The sequence below is a fragment of the Gordonia sp. (in: high G+C Gram-positive bacteria) genome, from assembly GCF_049647785.1.
Lineage (GTDB): Bacteria > Actinomycetota > Actinomycetes > Mycobacteriales > Mycobacteriaceae > Gordonia.
In genome coordinates this window covers 33,266-52,521 of record NZ_JBARYI010000061.1, presented here as the reverse complement: position 1 = coordinate 52,521, position 19,256 = coordinate 33,266, and the positions used below count along the sequence as shown (strand labels likewise).

General features: G+C 63.2%; 21 protein-coding genes. 10 read left to right on the top strand and 11 right to left on the bottom strand.

Annotated features, from left to right (window positions below):
* Nucleotides 1-46 precede the first annotated feature (46 nt).
* On the bottom strand, nucleotides 47-460 hold the full coding sequence (locus WBA38_RS10005; RefSeq protein WP_424297196.1) for a hypothetical protein: 414 nt from the start codon (nucleotides 458-460) through the stop codon (nucleotides 47-49).
* A 117-nt stretch (nucleotides 461-577) separates the two neighbouring features.
* Here WBA38_RS10005 and WBA38_RS10000 point away from each other — a divergent pair, with 117 nt between their 5' ends.
* From WBA38_RS10000 to WBA38_RS09985, 4 genes are read left to right on the top strand one after another with little or no spacing between them, the layout of a single operon-like run.
* Entirely contained in the window at nucleotides 578-1,552 is a 975-nt protein-coding gene (locus WBA38_RS10000; RefSeq protein ID WP_424322617.1) for a pirin family protein, read from the top strand.
* The gene (locus WBA38_RS09995; RefSeq protein ID WP_424297192.1) at nucleotides 1,549-2,001 is read left to right on the top strand and encodes a MarR family winged helix-turn-helix transcriptional regulator; all 453 of its coding nucleotides are present in this window, start codon (nucleotides 1,549-1,551) and stop codon (nucleotides 1,999-2,001) included. The genes WBA38_RS10000 and WBA38_RS09995 overlap by 4 nt, the downstream gene beginning before the upstream one ends.
* Entirely contained in the window at nucleotides 1,998-2,789 is a 792-nt protein-coding gene (locus WBA38_RS09990) for a pirin family protein (RefSeq protein WP_424322616.1), read from the top strand. Before WBA38_RS09995 ends, WBA38_RS09990 begins: the two co-directional genes overlap by 4 nt.
* 34 nt (nucleotides 2,790-2,823) lie before the next feature.
* On the top strand, nucleotides 2,824-4,194 hold the full coding sequence (locus tag WBA38_RS09985; protein ID WP_424322615.1) for a dipeptidase: 1,371 nt from the start codon (nucleotides 2,824-2,826) through the stop codon (nucleotides 4,192-4,194).
* Nucleotides 4,195-4,200: 6 nt separating this feature from the next.
* Here WBA38_RS09985 and WBA38_RS09980 read toward each other — a convergent pair whose 3' ends face one another.
* Nucleotides 4,201-5,133 carry a hypothetical protein gene (locus WBA38_RS09980; RefSeq protein WP_424293427.1) on the bottom strand — a complete coding sequence of 311 codons (933 nt, stop codon included), beginning with the start codon at nucleotides 5,131-5,133 and terminating at the stop codon, nucleotides 4,201-4,203.
* 95 nt (nucleotides 5,134-5,228) lie between these two features.
* Entirely contained in the window at nucleotides 5,229-5,855 is a 627-nt protein-coding gene (locus tag WBA38_RS09975; RefSeq protein ID WP_424322614.1) for a hypothetical protein, read from the bottom strand.
* A gap of 1 nt (nucleotide 5,856) precedes the next feature.
* Between WBA38_RS09975 and WBA38_RS09970 the strand changes: the two genes are divergently transcribed.
* Nucleotides 5,857-6,177 carry a hypothetical protein gene (locus WBA38_RS09970; protein ID WP_424322613.1) on the top strand — a complete coding sequence of 107 codons (321 nt, stop codon included), beginning with the start codon at nucleotides 5,857-5,859 and terminating at the stop codon, nucleotides 6,175-6,177.
* On the opposite strand, the gene WBA38_RS09965 is transcribed toward WBA38_RS09970, so the two are convergent.
* Together WBA38_RS09965 and WBA38_RS09960 are read right to left on the bottom strand one after the other, a co-directional pair.
* Nucleotides 6,174-7,676, bottom strand: coding sequence for a serine/threonine-protein kinase (locus WBA38_RS09965; RefSeq protein ID WP_424322612.1), 1,503 nt, complete (start codon nucleotides 7,674-7,676; stop codon nucleotides 6,174-6,176). The genes WBA38_RS09970 and WBA38_RS09965 overlap by 4 nt on opposite strands.
* A gap of 106 nt (nucleotides 7,677-7,782) precedes the next feature.
* Entirely contained in the window at nucleotides 7,783-8,475 is a 693-nt protein-coding gene (locus WBA38_RS09960; protein ID WP_424293430.1) for a TetR family transcriptional regulator, read from the bottom strand.
* Between the two features lie 168 nt (nucleotides 8,476-8,643).
* On the opposite strand from WBA38_RS09960, the gene WBA38_RS09955 reads away from it, so the two are divergent.
* The 4 genes from WBA38_RS09955 to recQ all read left to right on the top strand — a co-directional run bounded on the left by WBA38_RS09955 (nucleotide 8,644) and on the right by recQ (nucleotide 13,131).
* On the top strand, nucleotides 8,644-9,720 hold the full coding sequence (locus WBA38_RS09955; RefSeq protein ID WP_424322611.1) for a ferredoxin reductase: 1,077 nt from the start codon (nucleotides 8,644-8,646) through the stop codon (nucleotides 9,718-9,720).
* A gap of 5 nt (nucleotides 9,721-9,725) precedes the next feature.
* Nucleotides 9,726-10,922, top strand: coding sequence for a fatty acid desaturase family protein (locus WBA38_RS09950; RefSeq protein ID WP_424322610.1), 1,197 nt, complete (start codon nucleotides 9,726-9,728; stop codon nucleotides 10,920-10,922).
* Between the two features lie 83 nt (nucleotides 10,923-11,005).
* A complete protein-coding gene (locus tag WBA38_RS09945) occupies nucleotides 11,006-11,290 on the top strand; it encodes a hypothetical protein (RefSeq protein ID WP_424322609.1) in 285 nt (94 codons plus the stop codon).
* A gap of 8 nt (nucleotides 11,291-11,298) precedes the next feature.
* Nucleotides 11,299-13,131, top strand: coding sequence for a DNA helicase RecQ (gene recQ, locus WBA38_RS09940; RefSeq protein ID WP_424322608.1), 1,833 nt, complete (start codon nucleotides 11,299-11,301; stop codon nucleotides 13,129-13,131).
* On the opposite strand, the gene WBA38_RS09935 is transcribed toward recQ, so the two are convergent.
* Entirely contained in the window at nucleotides 13,052-14,053 is a 1,002-nt protein-coding gene (locus WBA38_RS09935) for an endonuclease domain-containing protein (RefSeq protein ID WP_424322607.1), read from the bottom strand. The genes recQ and WBA38_RS09935 overlap by 80 nt on opposite strands.
* A gap of 206 nt (nucleotides 14,054-14,259) precedes the next feature.
* Between WBA38_RS09935 and WBA38_RS09930 the strand changes: the two genes are divergently transcribed.
* The gene (locus tag WBA38_RS09930; protein ID WP_424294239.1) at nucleotides 14,260-14,760 is read left to right on the top strand and encodes a DUF4395 domain-containing protein; all 501 of its coding nucleotides are present in this window, start codon (nucleotides 14,260-14,262) and stop codon (nucleotides 14,758-14,760) included.
* A 14-nt stretch (nucleotides 14,761-14,774) separates the two neighbouring features.
* Here WBA38_RS09930 and WBA38_RS09925 read toward each other — a convergent pair whose 3' ends face one another.
* The 5 genes from WBA38_RS09925 to WBA38_RS09905 all read right to left on the bottom strand — a co-directional run bounded on the left by WBA38_RS09925 (nucleotide 14,775) and on the right by WBA38_RS09905 (nucleotide 19,054).
* Nucleotides 14,775-15,731, bottom strand: coding sequence for an exopolyphosphatase (locus WBA38_RS09925; RefSeq protein ID WP_424322606.1), 957 nt, complete (start codon nucleotides 15,729-15,731; stop codon nucleotides 14,775-14,777).
* A complete protein-coding gene (locus tag WBA38_RS09920) occupies nucleotides 15,728-16,282 on the bottom strand; it encodes a DUF501 domain-containing protein (RefSeq protein WP_424294235.1) in 555 nt (184 codons plus the stop codon). Before WBA38_RS09920 ends, WBA38_RS09925 begins: the two co-directional genes overlap by 4 nt.
* Before the next feature lie 5 nt (nucleotides 16,283-16,287).
* The gene (locus WBA38_RS09915; protein WP_424294234.1) at nucleotides 16,288-16,800 is read right to left on the bottom strand and encodes an FtsB family cell division protein; all 513 of its coding nucleotides are present in this window, start codon (nucleotides 16,798-16,800) and stop codon (nucleotides 16,288-16,290) included.
* 187 nt (nucleotides 16,801-16,987) lie between these two features.
* Nucleotides 16,988-18,271, bottom strand: coding sequence for a phosphopyruvate hydratase (gene eno, locus WBA38_RS09910; protein ID WP_424294233.1), 1,284 nt, complete (start codon nucleotides 18,269-18,271; stop codon nucleotides 16,988-16,990).
* 75 nt (nucleotides 18,272-18,346) lie between these two features.
* The gene (locus WBA38_RS09905) at nucleotides 18,347-19,054 is read right to left on the bottom strand and encodes a lytic transglycosylase domain-containing protein (protein WP_424322605.1); all 708 of its coding nucleotides are present in this window, start codon (nucleotides 19,052-19,054) and stop codon (nucleotides 18,347-18,349) included.
* Between the last annotated feature and the right edge of the window lie 202 nt (nucleotides 19,055-19,256).

The window sequence follows — 19,256 nt, the reverse complement described above, 5'->3', positions numbered from 1 at the left end:
TCCTCGTTCGCCATCTCAGGACAACCCTACGAGAAGGACGCACCCTTCAACCCAAACCGAAGCGGGATGCGATCCCGCGACCGATCTTCTCTACTTCGTGGCCAGCACTTTCGAGCATTCCGAGCGGCTTGAAGGCCTGCTCGGCGACGCCGACGATGGTTTCGACGCGGCCGACGACCTTCTCGAGTCGCACGACAACCTGTGCGAGTCGATCGATCGTGGTGTCGACTTTGGCGATTGTGCTGCCGAGGTCGTCGAGTGAGGTGTTTAGCCGATCGATGGTGGTATCAAGGCCTTCGAGTGTGCCTTCTAGCGCACCGAGGACGGGTCCGACTGCCGTGAGTAGATCTTCGACTTGGTCGACGGTCTGGTCCGCATTCAGCGCGGCCTGCGCTAGTTTGCGGAGGCGTTGACGCTCACCGCCGCGGGCGGGTCGGTCAACAATCGGATTTATGGCCATGCATCTGAGTATGACCTGTTCCACACACAGATGGAATAGAAGGGCACGGCATTGCGTTGTGGCCTATGAATTAGTTCAGATCTGAACTAAAGTGTAATCCGACTAGGAGGTCACCTCATGCCCGCTGTAACTGCCGACACTCTCACCCTTCCCCGCATCAACCGACCCGGCGAAGGCTCCACGCAGCGTCCGGTCATCAGCCTCACCACCGGGCCCCGCGGCTATGAGGGCGAAGGCTTCCCCGTCGTCCGCGCCTTCGCTGGCGTGCCCCAAAAGCTGCTCGACCCCTTTGTCCACATGGACCAGATGGGCGAGGTCGAATACGAACCCGGCGAGCCCCTCGGCACCGACTGGCACCCGCACCGCGGCTTCGAGACCGTCACCTACATCATCGACGGCCTGTTCCAACACCAAGACTCCCATGGCGGCGGCGGACTCATCACCAACGGAGCCACCCAGTGGATGACCGCTGGCGCTGGCATTCTGCACATCGAGACCCCGCCTGCCGAACTCGTCGAATCGGGCGGCACCTTCCACGGCATTCAGCTGTGGGTCAACCTGCCGGCCTCGGACAAGTTCATCAGCCCCAAGTACCAGAACCTTGAGGGCGGCCAGTCGGAATTGCTGTCGTCGGACGACGGCGGCGCGCTGGTCCGCATCATCGCGGGCGACATCGACGGCCACACCGGCCCCGGTGCCACGCACACCCCGATCGTTTTTGCCCACGCCACCATCTCTCCCGGGGCCGAACTGTCGGTGCCGTGGCGCGCCGACTTCAATAGCCTCGTCTACCTGCTGTCGGGTCGCGGGACCATCGGTGCCGAAAAGCGCCCCATCCAGCAGGGACAGCTCGCCGTCCTCGGTGCTGGCGATGCCATCACCGTCGCTGCCGACAGCGGCCAAGATTCCCACCGTCCGGCAATGGAGATCCTGCTCCTCGGCGGACAGCCCATTCGCGAACCCGTCTTCCAGCACGGCCCGTTCGTCATGAACACCCGCCAACAGGTCGTCGAAGCGATGGAAGATTTCCAGGCTGGTCGCCTCGGCGTGGTTCCGCCGAACGCGCTCCGCCCCCACCGCGTCAAGCGGTGAGCCAGTCTGCCCAGCAGACCGCCTGGCGCTTGTTCATCGAGAACGCGGTGCGTCTGCAAACTGAACTCGATCGCCGCCTAAAGGCTGCGGACATGTGCCTGTCCGATTATCAGGTACTCCTGCTGTTGCATGAGTCCCCGGACCGGAGTTTGCGGATGAACGAACTCGGCCGCCGCATGGTGTTTTCCGCGTCGCGCCTCACCTATCAAATCGACACCCTGTGTCGACGGGGTTGGGTGCGACGCGAGAACGCCACCGAGGACCGTCGCGGTAGCTACGCCGTCCTCACCGATGAGGGCAACACCGCATTCGAGGCCGCCGCCGCAGGGCATTCGGCCGATATCGACGAACTGTTCTATAGCGCCGTCGCCGACGATGACGACGCGACCGTACTGGCCAACATCATGCGACGTCTGGCCGACAACCTCAACAACAGCGAGAACCCATGACCGCGACCTTGATTCCCGCCGCCGACCGCCACTTCTGGGAGAACGAGTGGCTCACATCGCGGCAGTCGTTCCCAGGCACCGGAAACTTCGACATTTTCGCCAACGCACACGGCGTTCTCGCCATGCACAACGATGACGTCATCGGCCCTGGCGAAGGCCTGGACAATCACGCCCACCAGAACATGGAAATCCTCACCTGGGTGGTAGAAGGTGCTGTGTGGCATAAAGATTCACACGGCAACACCGAGACCATCGGCACCGGTTCGCTGGGTGCCATGACGGCCGGTAAAGGCATCACGCATACCGAACGCAATGCGGCCGCCCGCGCCTCACGTGAGTCTGTCCGCGTCGTGCAAATGTGGGTTCCGCCGCACACCGACGAACTGGAACCTGCGCACAGCACGCGCGACTTCAATGTCGCCCTCGCCAGCGGAGAACCGGTAGTTGTGGCGTCGGGGCGTCCCGAGCACGCCGACTCCGATGCACTGCACATCGAGAACCGCTTCGCGACCCTCCACATCGCACGCCCCCGAACGGGTCAGACCATCACGCTTCCGGGTGCGCCATTCGGGCACCTGTTCACCGTCCGTGGAAGCGTCAGTGTCAGCGGCAACAACAGCGGCAGCGGCAGCGGCGGGAGCACCGCGGGCGACGACCTCGTTGCCCAACCGCTGGCCGAAGGAGACGCCATTCGGTTCACCGACTCCGGACCACTGACGGTGACCGCCACCGACGACGCCGAAATCGTCTACTGGGAGATGTACGCGAGTTTCGACCGCGCTCACTGAGCACGCCCGGCGCGTCCGTGCCAGAGTGGAAGGCATGGGACCAGTAGCGCTGACTCCGGAAATTCTCGCCAACCGCATCGACGATCTGATGGTTCAAGCTCGCGCAGATCTCGCCGAGCTTGTCTCCTACCCGTCCATCCACGACGACCCGACGCGTGCCGCTGACAGTCGGACAAGTGCCGATTGGGTTGCCCAGGCGTTCGCCGCCCTCGGCTTCGACACCGAGGTAATCGTGACGGTCGACGGTTCACCCGCGATCGTCGGCCACCGGGCCGGGCCTGCGGGCAGCAAGACCGTCGGCCTTTACAGCCACCACGACGTTCAGCCCGCCGGCGACGAATCTCTCTGGGACTCGCCGCCTTTCGAGCTCGTCGACCGCGACGGACGCTGGTACGGGCGCGGCAGTGCCGACTGCAAGGGCAACCTTGTTGCCCACTTGACGGCACTTCGCGCGATCGGTGACGAACTGGCCTGCAACGTCCGCATCATCATCGAAGGATCCGAGGAAGCGGGCGGTGAGGGCCTTGATGATCTGGTCCGGACTCGCCCGGAACTCTTTGATGCCGACTTGATTCTGATTGGCGATACCGGCAACCTCGCCGTCGGCATACCCACCCTAACGACCAGCCTGCGCGGCGTAGTGAACGTGAAAGTCTCGGTCACCGCGCTCACCAACGGGATCCATTCCGGCGGGGCGGGCGGCCCCGCGCCCGACGCGATGGCCGCGCTCATCGCGGGCCTGGCATCGCTCCGCGACAGCCAGGGCGACACCACCATCGACGGCCTGCAGGCTGACCAGAAGTGGACCGGTTTCGATTTCACGACCGAGCAGTTCCGCGAAACAGTCGGCGCGGTCGATGGTGCCGAAATCCTTGGCAGCGGGACGCCCGCCGACATGGCTTGGGCCCGTCCGGCGGTCACCGTCATTGGTATGGATGCCCCGAGCACTGCCGAATGCGCGGCGGCCATCATGCCGACTGCCGCGGCCATGCTGAACCTGCGGGTTCCGCCCGGCACCGACCCCCACGCGGCGTACGAACTGTTGGTTACCCACCTTCGCAAGCACATCCCGTGGGGCGTCAAGGTGGAGTTTGAACCCGATGCATTCGGCGCACCATTCTCCGCTGACACATCGGGGCCCGCATATCAGCAGTTGATCGCGGCCATGTCGTCCGCATATAGCGAGTCGTCGGCAAATAGCGACCTACCGGTGCAGTTTGCGGGACAGGGCGGTTCAATTCCGCTGTGCACCGTGCTCGCCGAGACGATTCCGCACGCAGAGATCGCACTTCTCGGCGTCGAAGAACCACTGTCCGCGATCCACGCACCGAACGAGAGCGTCGACCCCGGTGAGATCCGTCGGACCGCCCTCACGGAGGCAATCCTGCTGTCGACGTTCCGCTAGCTGCGGTTACTGCGGGCCCGGAGCTGGCGGCGCGGGAACTGTTGGCGCGCAATGCCCCGAAGGCAGGTGCTGCAAGTTTCGCTGCACCCAGTCGCCGACGCGAGTCAGCATGGCGGTCCCGTCTTCAAAAGTGCCACTGGCGGGAAGTGCGACGAGGCTGACGCCGACCTGACCGCGGTTGGTAGTGATGACACCGAGTTGGCGGACGACATACTTGCCGGTGGCGTCGGAGACCGGTCCCCAGCCGCCTTTGACGGCCGAGCGAACGCCCTTGCGCTGCTTTGCGACACCCCATTTTTGGTTGGGGCCGACCGAACTCATGAATTTGAGGACATTTTCGGCACCGGCTAGGCATGGCATGTTCGCGGCGAACACGGACTGATCGGTAGTGGCCCACGGGGTGGCACCGGGATAGCTCTTAGGTCTGCTCAATTCTGAGGAGATCACGGTGCGGTAGTCGCCGCCGTCGCGCAGCACTGCCGTCGCCGCGTCGATTGCCTGCTGGGTGCTTCCGAGGGAGCCCCAGATGGCCTCGGCGGATTCGTTGTCCGAATCACGGATCGCCTTGGTTTCCAGTGGGGTCAGACCAGCAACATGGGCGCGTTCGGCAGCAACTGCGACGGGCGCCTTCAGCGTCGACCATGCGCGAGCATTCTTCACGGTGCCAAAGAAGACGGGTTCGCCGGTACCGGTGGCGGTGATCGCGACCCCGACCCTGCCGGGTATCGACTTATTGATCTGCTTGGTGAGCTTGTTGAAGCTCTTGCCAAGGTCGACTGGTGGCGGAGGCGTCGGGAGGCCCGGGATCTTGGGCAATACGTTGGGCAAAACGTTGGGCAGCGGGGGCGGTGCTGCCTGCGCGACACCTGCCCCGATACCGGTCATTGCCAATGCTGCGGCAGCGCACACCGCCACCATCACTCCCCGAACGCGCAACACTAACCCCTTTTGCAACTTTAGTAACTCCAGTAACGCTAGCGGAGTTGCCAGGGGCAAGCGAGGCTTGATGCTTAGTCGTTACCGGGGCGGCGAACCTACGCGCAGCGGCCGCCGGGCAACGCCGCGAGATGCCGTCCGAGCCACCGTCCGACAGTGCTCAATGCCGCCGTTCCCGGTTCCATCGATCCCGCAGTGGTTGGCGCCTGCATTGCAACGCCCACCTGTCGGCCATCGCGAAGCGTGAGGATCCCGATCTGCCGAACGATGTAACCGCCAGAAACACTGGGGCCCCATCCACCCTTCACCGCTGTCTGCCGGCTCTCGATGGCTTTAAGACCCCACTGCTGGTTACCGGCAACATTGCCCATTAACTCGACGACATGCTTGGAATCGGGCAGGCACGGCAGATTGGCTGAGAACGTCGCAGCATCGGCGAGGGCCCAAACCGTCTGCCCAAAAATTGAGAACTCGGGCCTGAGCCGCTGGGACGGCACCGTCGTATTCTTGTCGCCGCCTTCCCGCAGCACCTTGGTGACTGCAGCGGCAGCCTGCTCGGGTGTTCCGAGCGAGGCCCACAGCGTTTCGGCGGCGGCATTGTCGGAGTTTTGGATGGCATTCGCTTCAGCGTCACTCGGACCTGACTTGCGCTCCGCGGCCAGCGCCAGCGGCACTTTGCTCGTCGACCATGCGACCTGCGGAGTCAGATCCCCAAACGTCTGCACAGTGCCCCCGCCGACCGGCACCAAAGCCAAGCCAACAGGCGACGACAATGTCTTGCTCATCGCATCGAAGCTCTTCGTCAACGACGACCGCGAGGCCGGGGTACCCGTCGTTGCCGTGCTCGACGAGGGCCCCGCCTGCGGCGTACCCGAAGTCTCCGTCACCACTACGGTTGTCACCGTCTTCTCCGCGTCCGACGATCCGCACGCCACGACCGATCCGCCGCATGCGATTGCCGTTGCCAAGGCCACGGCAGACCGCACCATTGTCCGCTTCACTGAAGAATTACCCCCGCTAGTTTCGAGCCCGGCAAACTGCTTTTAGAAGATCACGACCACGGCGTTGTTGCCGCCTCGACACACCACGACGCCAGTTTCCGGATTGCACGACATGGTGTAACTCATCCCGGTGACCGGACTCGACGCCGAAATCGTTCGCGCCTCCCCCTTCGGTCCGGCAGCCAGGTATGACGCACGGACGTTGTAGGCAAATTCGCAGCTCGTAACCCCTGATGCAACTCCGACTTCACCGCTGCAATTCATGGTCCCGGGGGGCGGAGTTGGTGCCACTACAGGCGGAACGGTCGTGGTGAGGGTGGTTGTGGACGACGATCCGGCTTGATCGGGCGTCTTTGAGTCGCGGAATCCGAACCAGTAGATTGCCATCCCGATCAGCGCCAAGACTAGGAGGCCGATCACGGCACCAAGGACCCACTGGAGTGCGTTGCCCTCTTCTTCCTGCTGCGGGTACCCCTGCGGTCCCGTGTAGTACTGCGGCGGAACGCCAACCGCCTGCTGAGGCGCGGATGGATATTGTGGTCCGGAGGCGTATTGCGGTCCTGAAACATACTCCGGTCCCGAAACACCATGCGGCCCAGAGAATCCCGGGCTGGTCAACGGGTCCATCGAAGGCCGCTCACCAAAGACCGTCGGGTTGTAGGCGGCACCGGTTTGAATCGTGGACGTCGGTGCGGCGTCACCGCCTGGCCAATGGCCCTGCAATGCAGCATTGGCGGCGGTGGCTAACTCACCGGCTGTCACGAACCTCCCGGCGGGGTCTTTCGCGAGTCCGCGCACAACCACCGCGTCAAGCTGCGGGGTAACCGACGATGTGAACTTTCTTGGAGACGGGACGTCGTTCATAACCGTCGCGCGCACTATCTGACTGACGGACGCTCCGGGGAATGGCGGTTGTCCGGTCAGCAATTCAAAGAGCACGGCGGCCAGTGAGTACACGTCGGAAGTGGCGCTCGTCGGCACGCCGTCCAATTGTTCCGGCGCCATGTACGCCAGCGAACCGATGGCGGTTCCGGCCTGCGTCAACCGGGTATCAGTTTCCTGGTGGGCAATACCGAAATCGACGAGGTAGGCAAAGTCAGCGTTGGTGACCAGGATATTTTCGGGCTTCACGTCGCGGTGTACCAAGCCGACCGCATGCGCCGCATCGAGCGCCGACGCCACCTGGGTGATTACTGCGACTGCCTCACCCGATGGCATCGGCCCGCTACGACGGATCCGGGCACGAAGATCTTCGCCCTCGACCAATCGCATGTCGAGGTACAGGACGCCATCGATCTCGCCGTAGTCGTGGATCGGAATGATGTGCGGCTCACCGAGTTTCGCGACCGCCTGCGCCTCTCGCCGGAAGCGTTCCTCGTAGGCAGTGTCTCCAGCGAAACGCTCGTGGAGCACCTTTAGCGCAACCTCGCGTTCGCGGACGGTGTCGAATGCGCGGTAAACCTCGCCCATACCGCCGCGCCCCAGCAAGGCATCAAGCCGATAAGGACCGAACTGCGTTCCAACTCGCGAACCTTGCTCCACCATGCGGACAATCTTCCCTCATAGGTCCGACACTTTGCGCGCAGCACTGAATATCAGAAAGGCCGACGTCGGCCGACCGATTGAACCACCAGCGGGAATACCCCCAGCACTAATGCGCAGGCTTCCAGCGATCCATTCCGAGGAAGACCATGACCAGCTGCTTCTCCGCGCGCTCAACTAGCACGCGCTCGGTCTGTTCGCGGCCATCGCCGTCGAGCAGTTCGGCGACCGTCGTCATCATGATTGTCACAATCAGGTCCGCAGCAACCTCGAGATCGTCGGACCCCCATTCCCGCAGCGACGGGACCCTCGCCAGGTCGATCGCCAATTCGCGGGAAAACAGACGCAGTTCCGTTCCGATGGCGCGACGCACTTCGGCGACGCCACCGTGCTGCTCGCGAATCAGGAAGCGGTACTGCGACTCGCTGGCATGGACCTTTTTGAGCAGCGCAGACAGCGAATCGCGTGCGGTCGGCATACCGCGGCTGGCCAGGTCCCGACGAGCTTCGCGCAATGCCCCGCGTAGCAGTCGCATCGCGTCTTCGACGAGCGTGACACCGAGGTCTTCCATCGACGCGAAGTGCCGATAGAACGCAGTCGGCACAATGCCAGCGCCGCGCGCCACTTCGCGCAAGCTGATGGATCCGAATGAACGATCGTCCACCAAGTCGATCGTGGTGTCGAGCAGCGCCTGCCGCGTCTGTTCCTTCTTTTCGGCACGACTACCACCAGATTCGGTGCGCGCGGACTTGGTGCGCGACTTGCGCACTGTCCTGCCTGGTGAATCGGGGGAAGAGGCCACGTAACCGAGTCTATGTGGTCGCGGTCGTCGTAGCGCCGCGCGGCACACCACACATCCGTGACCGCGAACACACCGGACGACTCTTGACATCGCACAGCGCCCGTATGTCATTCTTATTTGTGTACAGTCGTTCACTGAATGACAGAACGCAACCGAAGGAGTTCCCCGATGGCCAGCATCCTTAGCCGCCTCGGAAAAACCATCGTCGAAGCGACCGCAACGCCGTACCCCGTCGACCGCTACCTCGAACTGATCGATCCCATGATCACCTGGCGTGACATGCGTGCCAAGATCGTTGACGTCCGCCTCCAGACCGACCGCTCCGTAACCTTGACGCTGCGTCCGACACGCCAGTGGTCCGGCCATGTTGCCGGACAATATATCGAGGTCAGCGTCATTGTTGACGGCGTTCGGCACCGCCGGTTCTTTTCCCCGGCAAACGCCGCAGGCGCAACATCGGAGATCGAACTCACCGTCACCGCCCACTCGCGCGGCTTCGTCTCTCGCTACCTCCGCGAGAACGCAAGCCCCGGCATGGTGCTGGGACTGAGCACCGCTCGCGGCGAGTTCACCCTGCCGACCGATCGCCCCGCACGCACCGTCCTGGTGAGCGGCGGCAGCGGGATTACACCTGTCCTCTCAATGCTGAGAACGCTCGTCGCCGAAGGATACGACCGTCCCATCACGTTTGTGCACTACGCCCGGACCCCTGCCGATGTGCCCTACCGCGCCGAGCTCGACACGCTGGCGCGCACGGTGGGCAACCTCGACGTCGTGCTCCGGTACACCCGCACCGTTGACGCCGAACACTTCGAGCCTGCCCATCTGGATGGAATCGCCGATGTCGATGGCGCGCAGGTCTTCCTGTGCGGCCCCACCGGACTGATGAAGGCCGTCGGCGAGTACGCCGCCGATCGCGGACTCACCGAACGACTGTTCTCCGAAGCATTCACGATCGACACCACCCCGGTCATCGACCCGAACCAGCCAATCACCGGCGAGGTCGCCTTCACCAAATCCGATGCGTCAGTCCCCAACGACGGTCGGACCATCCTGGAGCAGGCAGAAGGTGCCGGCCTAAAGCCCGAATACGGCTGCCGCATGGGCATCTGCTTCTCGTGCACCAAGGTTCGCACCAGCGGCTGCACCCGCAACATCTTGACCGGAGAACTCAGCTCCGAACCCGACCAGCACATCCAAATCTGCGTTAACGCCCCAGTCGGCGACGTCGAAATCGAGGTCTAAGAATCATGGCTATCTCCCTTCCCAATCGTCCCGCCCGCAAGCTTCCCTTCCAGTCGACTCCAGCCGCGCCTACCGAGGCAGTGCCTACCGAGGTGAACCTCTCCTATGAGCAGGTTGAACAACTCGGCCGCGACCTCGACGACCTGCGTGCACGGACCGTCGCAACCCTCGGCGAGTCCGATCGCGAGTACCTGTACGGCATCATTCGTGCTCAGCGGACGCTCGAGTTCGCCGGTCGTGCGGCCATGTACGTTCCATTCCTTCCGCCCGTGTGGCTCGCCGGAGTCGCTTCGCTGGGCCTGTCGAAGATCCTCGACAACATGGAAATCGGCCACAATGTGATGCACGGCCAGTACGACTGGATGCGCGAGGACACCTACAATTCCCGCGAATTCGACTGGGACACCGTGTGCCCCGGTGATCAGTGGAAGCACAGTCACAACTACATGCACCACACGTACACGAACATCCTCGGCGAAGACCGCGACGTGGGCTACGGCATTCTCCGCATGGCACGCGACCAGAAGTGGAACCCGTACTTCCTCGGCAACCTGGGCTATGCGACCGCGTTGATGCTGCTTTTCGAGTGGGGCGTGATGCTCCATGATCTCGAAGCCGAGAACGTCATCGCGGGCAAGCGGAAGTGGCGTGACGTAAAGAGCCTCGTCAAGGGCATGTGGCGTAAGGCGAGCAAGCAGGTCGCCAAGGACTACATTGTGTGGCCTGCCCTCACCGGACCGTTCTTCGTCAGCACTCTCATCGGCAACGTCGGCGCCAACCTGATCCGCAATGTGTGGACCTACTCCATCATCTTCTGCGGCCACTTCCCCTCCGGCACACAGACTTTCACTGCCGAGGAGTGCCAGAATGAGACAAAGGGCCAGTGGTATGTGCGGCAGATGCTCGGTAGCGCCAACATCACCGGCAGCGATCTGTTCCATATCTTGAGCGGCAACCTGTCGCACCAGATTGAACACCACCTGTTCCCCGATGTTCCCGCCAACCGGTATCCGGAAATGGCCGGCGAGGTGCGCGAGATCTGCGAACGCTACGGCCTGCCGTACAACAGTGGCCCCTTGCGTCAGCAACTCGGATCCACGTGGCTCAAGATTGCGAAGCTGTCGCTGCCCAACTCCATGACCCGCGACGATAACGACATTGTCGTCAACATCGAACGGTCGAAGGCAATCGACGCTGCCTAGGCCGTAGGCGGTGCCCTTGAATGTCAGGGGCACCGCCTACCATGGGTGGCAAATAGGTTCGATGTCACCGAAGGGATGTAGCGATGGTCGGGCGCGTTGAACGCAACAAAGACTTGGTCCAAGAGGTCGTCGAGAGCGCCGCTCACCGGGTCGGCAACATCACGTCGATCATTACTGCGGCTGTCGCCGACGTGGCTCGTGAAATCGGCGAGCTCGTCACCGACGGTTTTGAGATGCGTGAGGCGGCCCGCGCGGCAAGTATCGACACCGAACAACCACCAAAGCCGAAAAACCACGAGGAAGAACTCGATTCCCTCAACGGCTACGACTCCGACCTCGACGATGACGCCGCCGACGAGGACAACTGATCGCAACCGTGCCCGACCAGTATGAAGTCCTCCGGGACGTCTTCGGCTACTCCGCGTTCCGCGGCGACCAAGACCACATAGTTTCCCACGTCGTCGCGGGCGGCGACGCCGTCGTCCTGATGCCAACGGGCGGCGGCAAGAGCCTCTGCTACCAGGTTCCGGCGCTGGTGCGGGACGGTTGCGCGGTGGTCGTATCGCCGCTAATTGCCCTCATGTCCGACCAAGTTGGCGCGTTAAAGCAATTGGGCGTTCGCGCGTCGTTCCTGAATTCGACGCAGACGTTCGACGAACGGGCCGAGACGGAACGCGCTTACCTCGCAGGCGAACTCGATCTCATCTACGTGGCACCCGAACGCCTCAGCCAGCGCGGGACCCGTGAGTTTCTCTCGCGCGGCAAATTGTCGTTGATTGCGATCGACGAAGCTCACTGTGTCTCGCAGTGGGGGCACGACTTCCGACCCGACTATCTGGCGCTCGGTGAGCTCGCCGAGATCTGGCCCGACGTGCCGCGGATCGCCCTCACTGCAACCGCGACGCGTCGGACACACGAGGAGATCACTTCTCGCCTGCACCTGGGTAATGCGCGGCACTTCGTGTCGAGTTTCGATCGCCCCAACATCACCTACCGGATTGATCCGAAGGCCAAGGCGAACGATCAGCTCCTCGACTTTATCCGCACCGAGGGCGTTGTGGATGGCGAACCAGCGACCGGCATCGTCTATGCGTTGAGCCGCAAGAGTGTCGAGAAGATCGCCGAGTTTTTGCGCCGCAACGGGATTAACGCCTATCCGTATCACGCGGGGCTCGACCGCCGCGTCCGCGACGACACTCTGCATAGGTTCCTCCGTGAGGACGGGATCGTGGTGGTGGCGACGATCGCGTTCGGTATGGGAATCGATAAACCTGATGTCCGGTTCGTGGCGCACATGGATCTCCCTAAAAGCATCGAGGGCTACTACCAGGAGACCGGCCGTGCCGGTCGTGACGGGCTGCCGTCAATTGCGTGGATGGCGTACGGGTTGGCCGATGTGGTCAATCAGCGTCGGATGATCGACCAGTCCGAGGGGGACGCCGCGCATCGGCGCGTGCAGTCGCAGTTGCTCGACGCGATGCTCGCATTGTGTGAGACCCCGACCTGCCGGCGTCAGCAGTTGCTCGGGTACTTCGACCAGCAGATCGAACCGTGCGGAAACTGCGACACCTGTTTGAATCCGCCGAAAACCTGGGACGGCACCGTTGCGGCGCAGAAGCTGCTGTCGACGATGGTCCGCCTGGATCGCGAGTTCAACCATGCCGCCTACGGTGCCGGGCACCTGATCGATATCTTGCGTGGTGCCGAAACTACTCGCATCAAACAGTTGGGCCACGACTCCCTCAGTACCTACGGGATCGGTACGGAATTGGATGCCGTCGGCTGGAGCGGCGCGGTCCGACAACTGGTGGCGTTGGGAATCATTGCGCCACAGGGCGACTACGGCGTTCTCCGGCTCACGGAGAAGGCTGGCCCGGTGCTCCGCGGCGAGACCACGGTGATGTTGCGCGAGGAAGTGAAGGCTCCGGCCCGAGCCCGCAAGGCTTCGCGCGCCGCCGCGCCCGCTGCCGACCTCTCCGAAGGTGACCGCAGCCTCTTCGAGGTTCTGCGCCGCTGGCGTGCGGCCGTCGCCAAAGAGGCTGGCCTCCCCGCCTATACCGTCCTCGGCAACAAGTCGCTCGAGGAGATCGCCGCCGTGAAGCCCGCAAACCGCGACGAACTTCTCGGCATTACTGGCATCGGTCAAAACAAGCTCGAAAAGTATGGCGACCAAGTCCTGGAGATCCTCGCGGGCTTCGAATCGGCGTAGAAGCCAGGATTTTCTGTTGGTTATCAGCCCTCCGAGGGCTATTTTTTCCCTCGGAGGCCGAATAACGAACAGATTTTTCGACTAGCTCCCGCTTTCTTGGAGTCCGCGGGCGGTGGCGGTCACGGTTGGTGATGTTTCGGATGTCGGCGAGGACCTCTTCCCAGCCAAAGAGAATGTCATCGTAGGTGAGGCGCATAGTGAGCCATCCATTGACCAACGCCTTGCGGTCGCGCTTGTGATCACGCTCGTAGGCTTCTTTCGTCGCGTGATACTGCATGCTGTCGCACTCAATGATCAGTAGGCCGATTCGCAGGTCGGCACGACCAACCCCTTTGATTTGCGGCTGAACCACCACATCGAAGCCCTCGGACCTCAGACGAACGCGCGAGATGCTCTCGGTCCCCGACTGCGATCGCGGGTCCGTCAGATAAAGCCAATCAGTCACGGTGGGGCCAACACTTCCGAGTTCTGCCCGCAAGTCCTCAACTCCAAGCCCATGGGAGTTCATGTACGAATCGCAGACCGCAATCCACTCCTCGCGGTTGAGACAGCCAGTCGCACAGAGCAACGCTGATGGGACTGAGTCGACCGGTTTGGTGGCGACAGTCAGCCGCTGGCGGATCGTGCCGGACTTCATTGGCCGACAGGCGGGATGCTTTCCGGAAAGGCTCCGACTTCGCCGCAGGTGTAACTTTCGGCGGCCGACCGGGACCCATAGTTCGTGGAACCTCAGCGCATCCACGCAAGTGAGGACGCCTCCGTCCGAGACCGCCGCAGCCGCGGTCAGGTCATGATTCTTCGCGGCCAACCACCCGCTGCGAAGCCGTGTCAGGTCGCCCGCTGCAATCATCCGGTCGATCGTCTTGTCGTCGAAGCCGCTCGCGTGAAGGTGCGACCGTCGATAAATCCCTGGATCTTTCATGCTTCTTTGGACGCACGCGAGATCGATCTGGTTCCGCGACACGCCGCGCAATTCCCGACTGCCGCATTCCAATCACTGTGATTGAAACCCTAGGCGGGCGGAAAACCTGGGCTTATCGTGAAGCGTCATCTTCACGAATGGGAGTTCCCGTGACCAACACCGTGCCGTCGGCTCAAGCTGATGTGTTCACCCAGGCCGACTCGTCGATCAAGCTCGAGCAGGCGTCGACGTGGCATCGTGGGGTCTTGGATTTCCCGAATCCGGTGAACGACTACGCCGCTCGGTCCACCGCTGGCCTAGTAATTGCGCTGGCCGTGGCATCGATCGTGGTCAACCAGCCATGGCTGTACGCGATCTTGGCCCTCGGCTTCGCGTTGCGTGTCGCCGGCGGACCTCGGTACTCACCGTTTGGCCGCCTCGCCGTGCACGTGATTGTGCCGCAGGTGTGGAAGAAGGAAAAGATCGTTCCTGGCCCGCCGAAGCGCTTCGCACAAACGATCGGCCTCGCCTTCTCCGGGACCGCGCTCGTGCTGTCGCTGTTCGGCCTCGGCCTGGCCGCGCAGATCGTGGTCGGGGCGCTGATCGCCGCGGCCTTCCTCGAATTCGCCTTCGGCCTGTGCCTGGGTTGCATCGGCTTCGGCCTCCTGCAGCGCGCAGGCATCATTCCCGCGAGCGTCTGCGAATCCTGCAACAACTTTGGGCGCTAGGCCCTAGCTGCCCCTCAGCCCAGCGCGAGGGCGATGCCGTCGAGGATGTCGTGCTCGGACACCACCATTTCGGTGATACCTGCACGGTCAGCAAACTGTCGGGCGAGTTCGCGCGTCACGATGGCACCGCCACCAATCACGTCGGCGCGACCGGGGTGCATGGAGCCCAACTGCATCCGCTCGTCACGTGTCATCGCAAAGATCTTGCCGCACAACACATGTAGGTCGGCGAGCGGAATGCTGGAGTGGTGGATGACGTCGGGGTCGTACTCTTCCAGGCCCTGATGAACGGCCACGAAAGTGGTCAACGTCCCAGCCACACCCACCCAGGTGCGGGCGGCGGAAACGTCAACGGCGACGAACGCCGCCTGCAGCGCTTTGGCCGCAATCTCCTCGGCGCGGAGTCGTTCGTCGACTGTCGGCGGATCAGAGGGCAACGCCCGCTCGGTCAGACGCACGCAACCAATGTTGACCGAATAGGCGCCGGCAACCACCGCTTCACCGCCCACTACCGACCCCACGACCACCTCGGTGCTACCGCCACCCAAGTCAGTGACGACAAACGGACCGTCGGCCGGATCGAGACCACCAACGGCACCGCGGAACGACAGTCGTGCCTCTTCGTCGCCGGAAATCACTTCGGCAACGGCACCGGGCTGAACGCGGCCCAGCAGGTCGGCGGTCATCGCAAAGAACTCGTCACGGTTGCTGGCGTCACGGGACGCGGACGTCGCCACCATGCGGACGCGCTCGACGCCCGCAGCCAACATCCTTTCCACATATCCGGCCAACGCCACGCGGACGCGCTCAATCGCCTCATCGGCGAACTGACCGGTCGCATCGACGCCTTGCCCAAGTCGCACGACAATCATGTCGCGCTCTACATCGGTTAGCACGCCAGCATCGTCGATGTCGGCAATGAGGAGGCGGATCGAATTGGTCCCGCAGTCGACGGCGGCAACCCGCGTCATTCGGCAGTACCTGACGACACCTTGCCGTCTTCGTCAACGGTCAACGGCCAGTCGCCGGGCACTGCGATGCCGCGTAGCTTCTCGACATCGGCCAGCAACGCGACGGCCTCGTCGCCGAGCGGATTCACACCCGGACCCTTGGCGAGCGAGTGCGCGACGAGCACGTGCAAGCATTTGACCCGGTCGGGCATGCCACCACCGGCGAAGTCGGTGCCGAGCGATTCGATGGCGTCACGCTCGGCGAGGTAACTGTCGTAGGCCGCTCGGTAGCCGGCAGCCAACTCGGTGTCTTCGAGGAGACGGACGCTCATCTCACGCATCACGCCCCCGGACTCAAGCCTGCTGCACGCACCGGTGAGCCTCTGATCGGTGAGGTAGTACAGCGTCGGGAAGGGGGTGCCGTCGGGCAGTCGCGGCGAAGTCTTCACGACGGCGGGTTGCCCGTCGGGGGTGCGGTAGCTGATCTCCAGGACGCCGCGGGGCTCGCGCCCCAACTGCTTGGCGATCGCTTCCAGATCTGCAGTAGCGGGTGCAGTGTTCTTGTCAGGCAAGGAAATTAACCCTTCGGCGGTGTTGCTACCGCATCCATCAGATTTTGGTACCACGGCGTCGCAGCGCGTTCGCGCTCCGCGGCCTGCTGTGCTTCTTGCTGTTTGCGGCTGGGGTCGATGATCACGATCGGCTTCTCGCCTTTCGGCACCATCTGCAGCCGTTCGCGCGCCTGCGCCTCGATGTAGGCAGGGTCATTTTGTTGGGCGAGCTTCGCCTCGTACTCGGCCGTCTCGCGTTCGAGTTGCGCGTTCGAGGCACGCAAATCGTTGAACTCGTTGCGCTGTGCCAGATAGGTTCGCGCTGGCACGGCAAGAGTCAGCATCAGAAAAATACCGAGGCCCAAAGCAATGCCGACGGCGGTCACACTGACTCCGCGACGATGGGCAAACATCGCCAACCGGGACAGCGGTGCGTGCAGGTCGGCGGACTCATTGTGCTGCGGAACCCGTTTGGCATCGTCTGACGGACGACGTTTGCGGCCGCCCGCATGCGAGCGAGCCGACGCGGTTTCCGCCACCGGTGTCACCGACGGCGAATCTGGCCCGACGGCCTCAACCGTTGCCGGTTCGGTAGTACGAGAGCGGGAACTCCGTCCCGCAGGACGCGACCGGCGGGACGACGTGCGTCCGCGCTCGGAGCGTCCCCGGGTTCCGGAGCGTCGCCGCTCGCTCCCGCTCTCGCTACCTACCATGTCTTCTAGCTAATCACGCACCGAACGAGAAACGCGGGAACGCCAGGTCACCGGCGTAGCGCGCCGCGTCGCCGAGGCCCTCTTCGATGCGGAGGAGCTGGTTGTACTTGGCAACGCGCTCGCTGCGGGCCGGGGCACCGGTCTTGATCTGGCCCGAACCGCAAGCGACAGCCAGGTCAGCAATGGTGGTGTCTTCGGTTTCGCCCGAACGGTGGCTCATCATCGTCTTGTAGCCGTTGTTGTGGGCCAGGGCGACGGCGTCGAGCGTTTCGGTGAGCGTGCCGATCTGGTTGACCTTCACCAGGAGCGCGTTCGCGATGCCCTTCGAGATGCCCTCTTCCAGGCGCTCGGGGTTGGTGACAAACAGGTCGTCACCGACGAGCTGCACCTTGTCGCCGATTGCTTCGGTGAGGTTGGCCCAACCAGCCCAGTCGTCTTCGCCGAGGCCGTCTTCGATGGAGACGATCGGGAAGTCGGTGACGAGCTTCTCGTAGAAGGCGATCATTTCTTCGGCCGAGTGCGGGCGGCCCTGGAACTGGTACGCACCGTCGCGGTAGAACTCGGTCGATGCCGAGTCGAGGGCCACGACAATGTCGGTTCCGAACTTGTAGCCAGCCTTTTCCACGGCTTCGGCGATAACGCTGAGTGCGGCCTCGGTGTTCGGCAGGTCGGGGGCGAAGCCACCCTCGTCGCCGAGCGCAGTGCTCATGCCCTGCTTGTGCAGGACCGACTTCAGCGAGTGGTACACCTCGGCACCCCAGCGGAGCGACTCGGTGAACGTGGCCGCACCGGTCGGCGCGATCATGAACTCCTGGAAGTCGATGCCATTGTCGGCGTGCGCGCCACCGTTGATGATGTTCATCATCGGGACGGGCAGGATGTGCGCGTTGGGTCCGCCAACATAGCGGAACAGCGGCAGTCCAGCCGACTCTGCGGCAGCCTTAGCGACGGCGAGCGAAACACCCAGAAGTGCGTTGGCCCCAAGACGCGACTTGTCGGGGGTGCCGTCAAGGTCGACCAGCGTCTGGTCGAGAACACGCTGGTCGTCGGCCTCAATGCCGATCACCTCGGGCGCGATGTCGCCAAGCACAGCCTCAACTGCCTTCTTGACACCCTTACCCAGGTAGCGGTCCCCACCGTCACGCAGTTCGACGGCTTCGTGCTCGCCGGTCGAGGCACCCGATGGCACCGCCGCCCGTGAGAACGTCCCGTCATCCAGAACAACCTCGACCTCGACGGTCGGGTTGCCGCGGGAGTCGAGGATCTCGCGTGCGCCTACCTGCTCGATGATTGCCACTTGTCTGCCCCAATTCGGTTCGTCGGGTCGACGGAAACTCCCCGTCGACGAGTACGGGTCCAGGATAAACGCAGATCAGTAACGAATGTTCACGGAGTAGGCGTTCGCGTAGTTCCGGACGTCCAGGACGTACGCGTCGTGGTTGTTGTAAGCGTGCACTGCCTTCTCCCAACCGGCCGGTGTGGTCATGTCGCCGTTGGCGTACACGCACAGGTAGCGGGCTGCGGAAAGCGCTGCGTCGTCGATGTTGTCGGGGCTCGCAACCCCGTCGCCGTTGGCGTCGACGCCGTAGCGCTGCCACGTCTCGGGGATGAACTGGAAGGGCCCCATGGCGCGGTCGTACTTTTTGTCGCCGTCGAGCTTGCCGCCGTCGGTGTCCAAGATTTCGCGGTTGCCGTTGGTGCCGTCGAGTTGGGGGCCGCGGATGACGGGGCGCACGTCGCCGTTGGGGGCGACACTAGCTCCGCCGTGCCTGCCGTGTTTGGTCTCCACGGCACCAATACCGGCGAGAGTGGTCCAGCCGATACCGCATTCGGGATGCTGCTGTCGTTGGATTTCTGCCGCGTTGCCGTAGGCCTCGAGGGAGGTCAGCGGGATGGCCGTGGCTTCCGAGATGGGTTCGGCCCAGGCACGCATTTTGTCTGCGGTTCGCCCGGGCGCGTTCACGTCAATGTAGGGCTGCTGGGTGCCGACGCCCGGCGGAAGCCCGTCGGGAATGTCGGGGCGGTCCCACGGGAGCCGCACATTGCACGACGAGAGCGTCATGACCGTTGCCACCGCCATTGATGCGGCCAACCACCGTCGTCTAGATGCTCGCGTCACTCATTCCCCCATTTCCATTGGCCCAACGTGCTGGTCTGGGCCGCGCTATAGCGTGCCACATCATTGGGTCAACTCCGAAAACTCAGCGGAAGTTCCCAATGTGACGCTTTGTACTTTTCGGGAATCTTTGAGACCCGAGTGACGAATCTAATGAGGCAAGGCT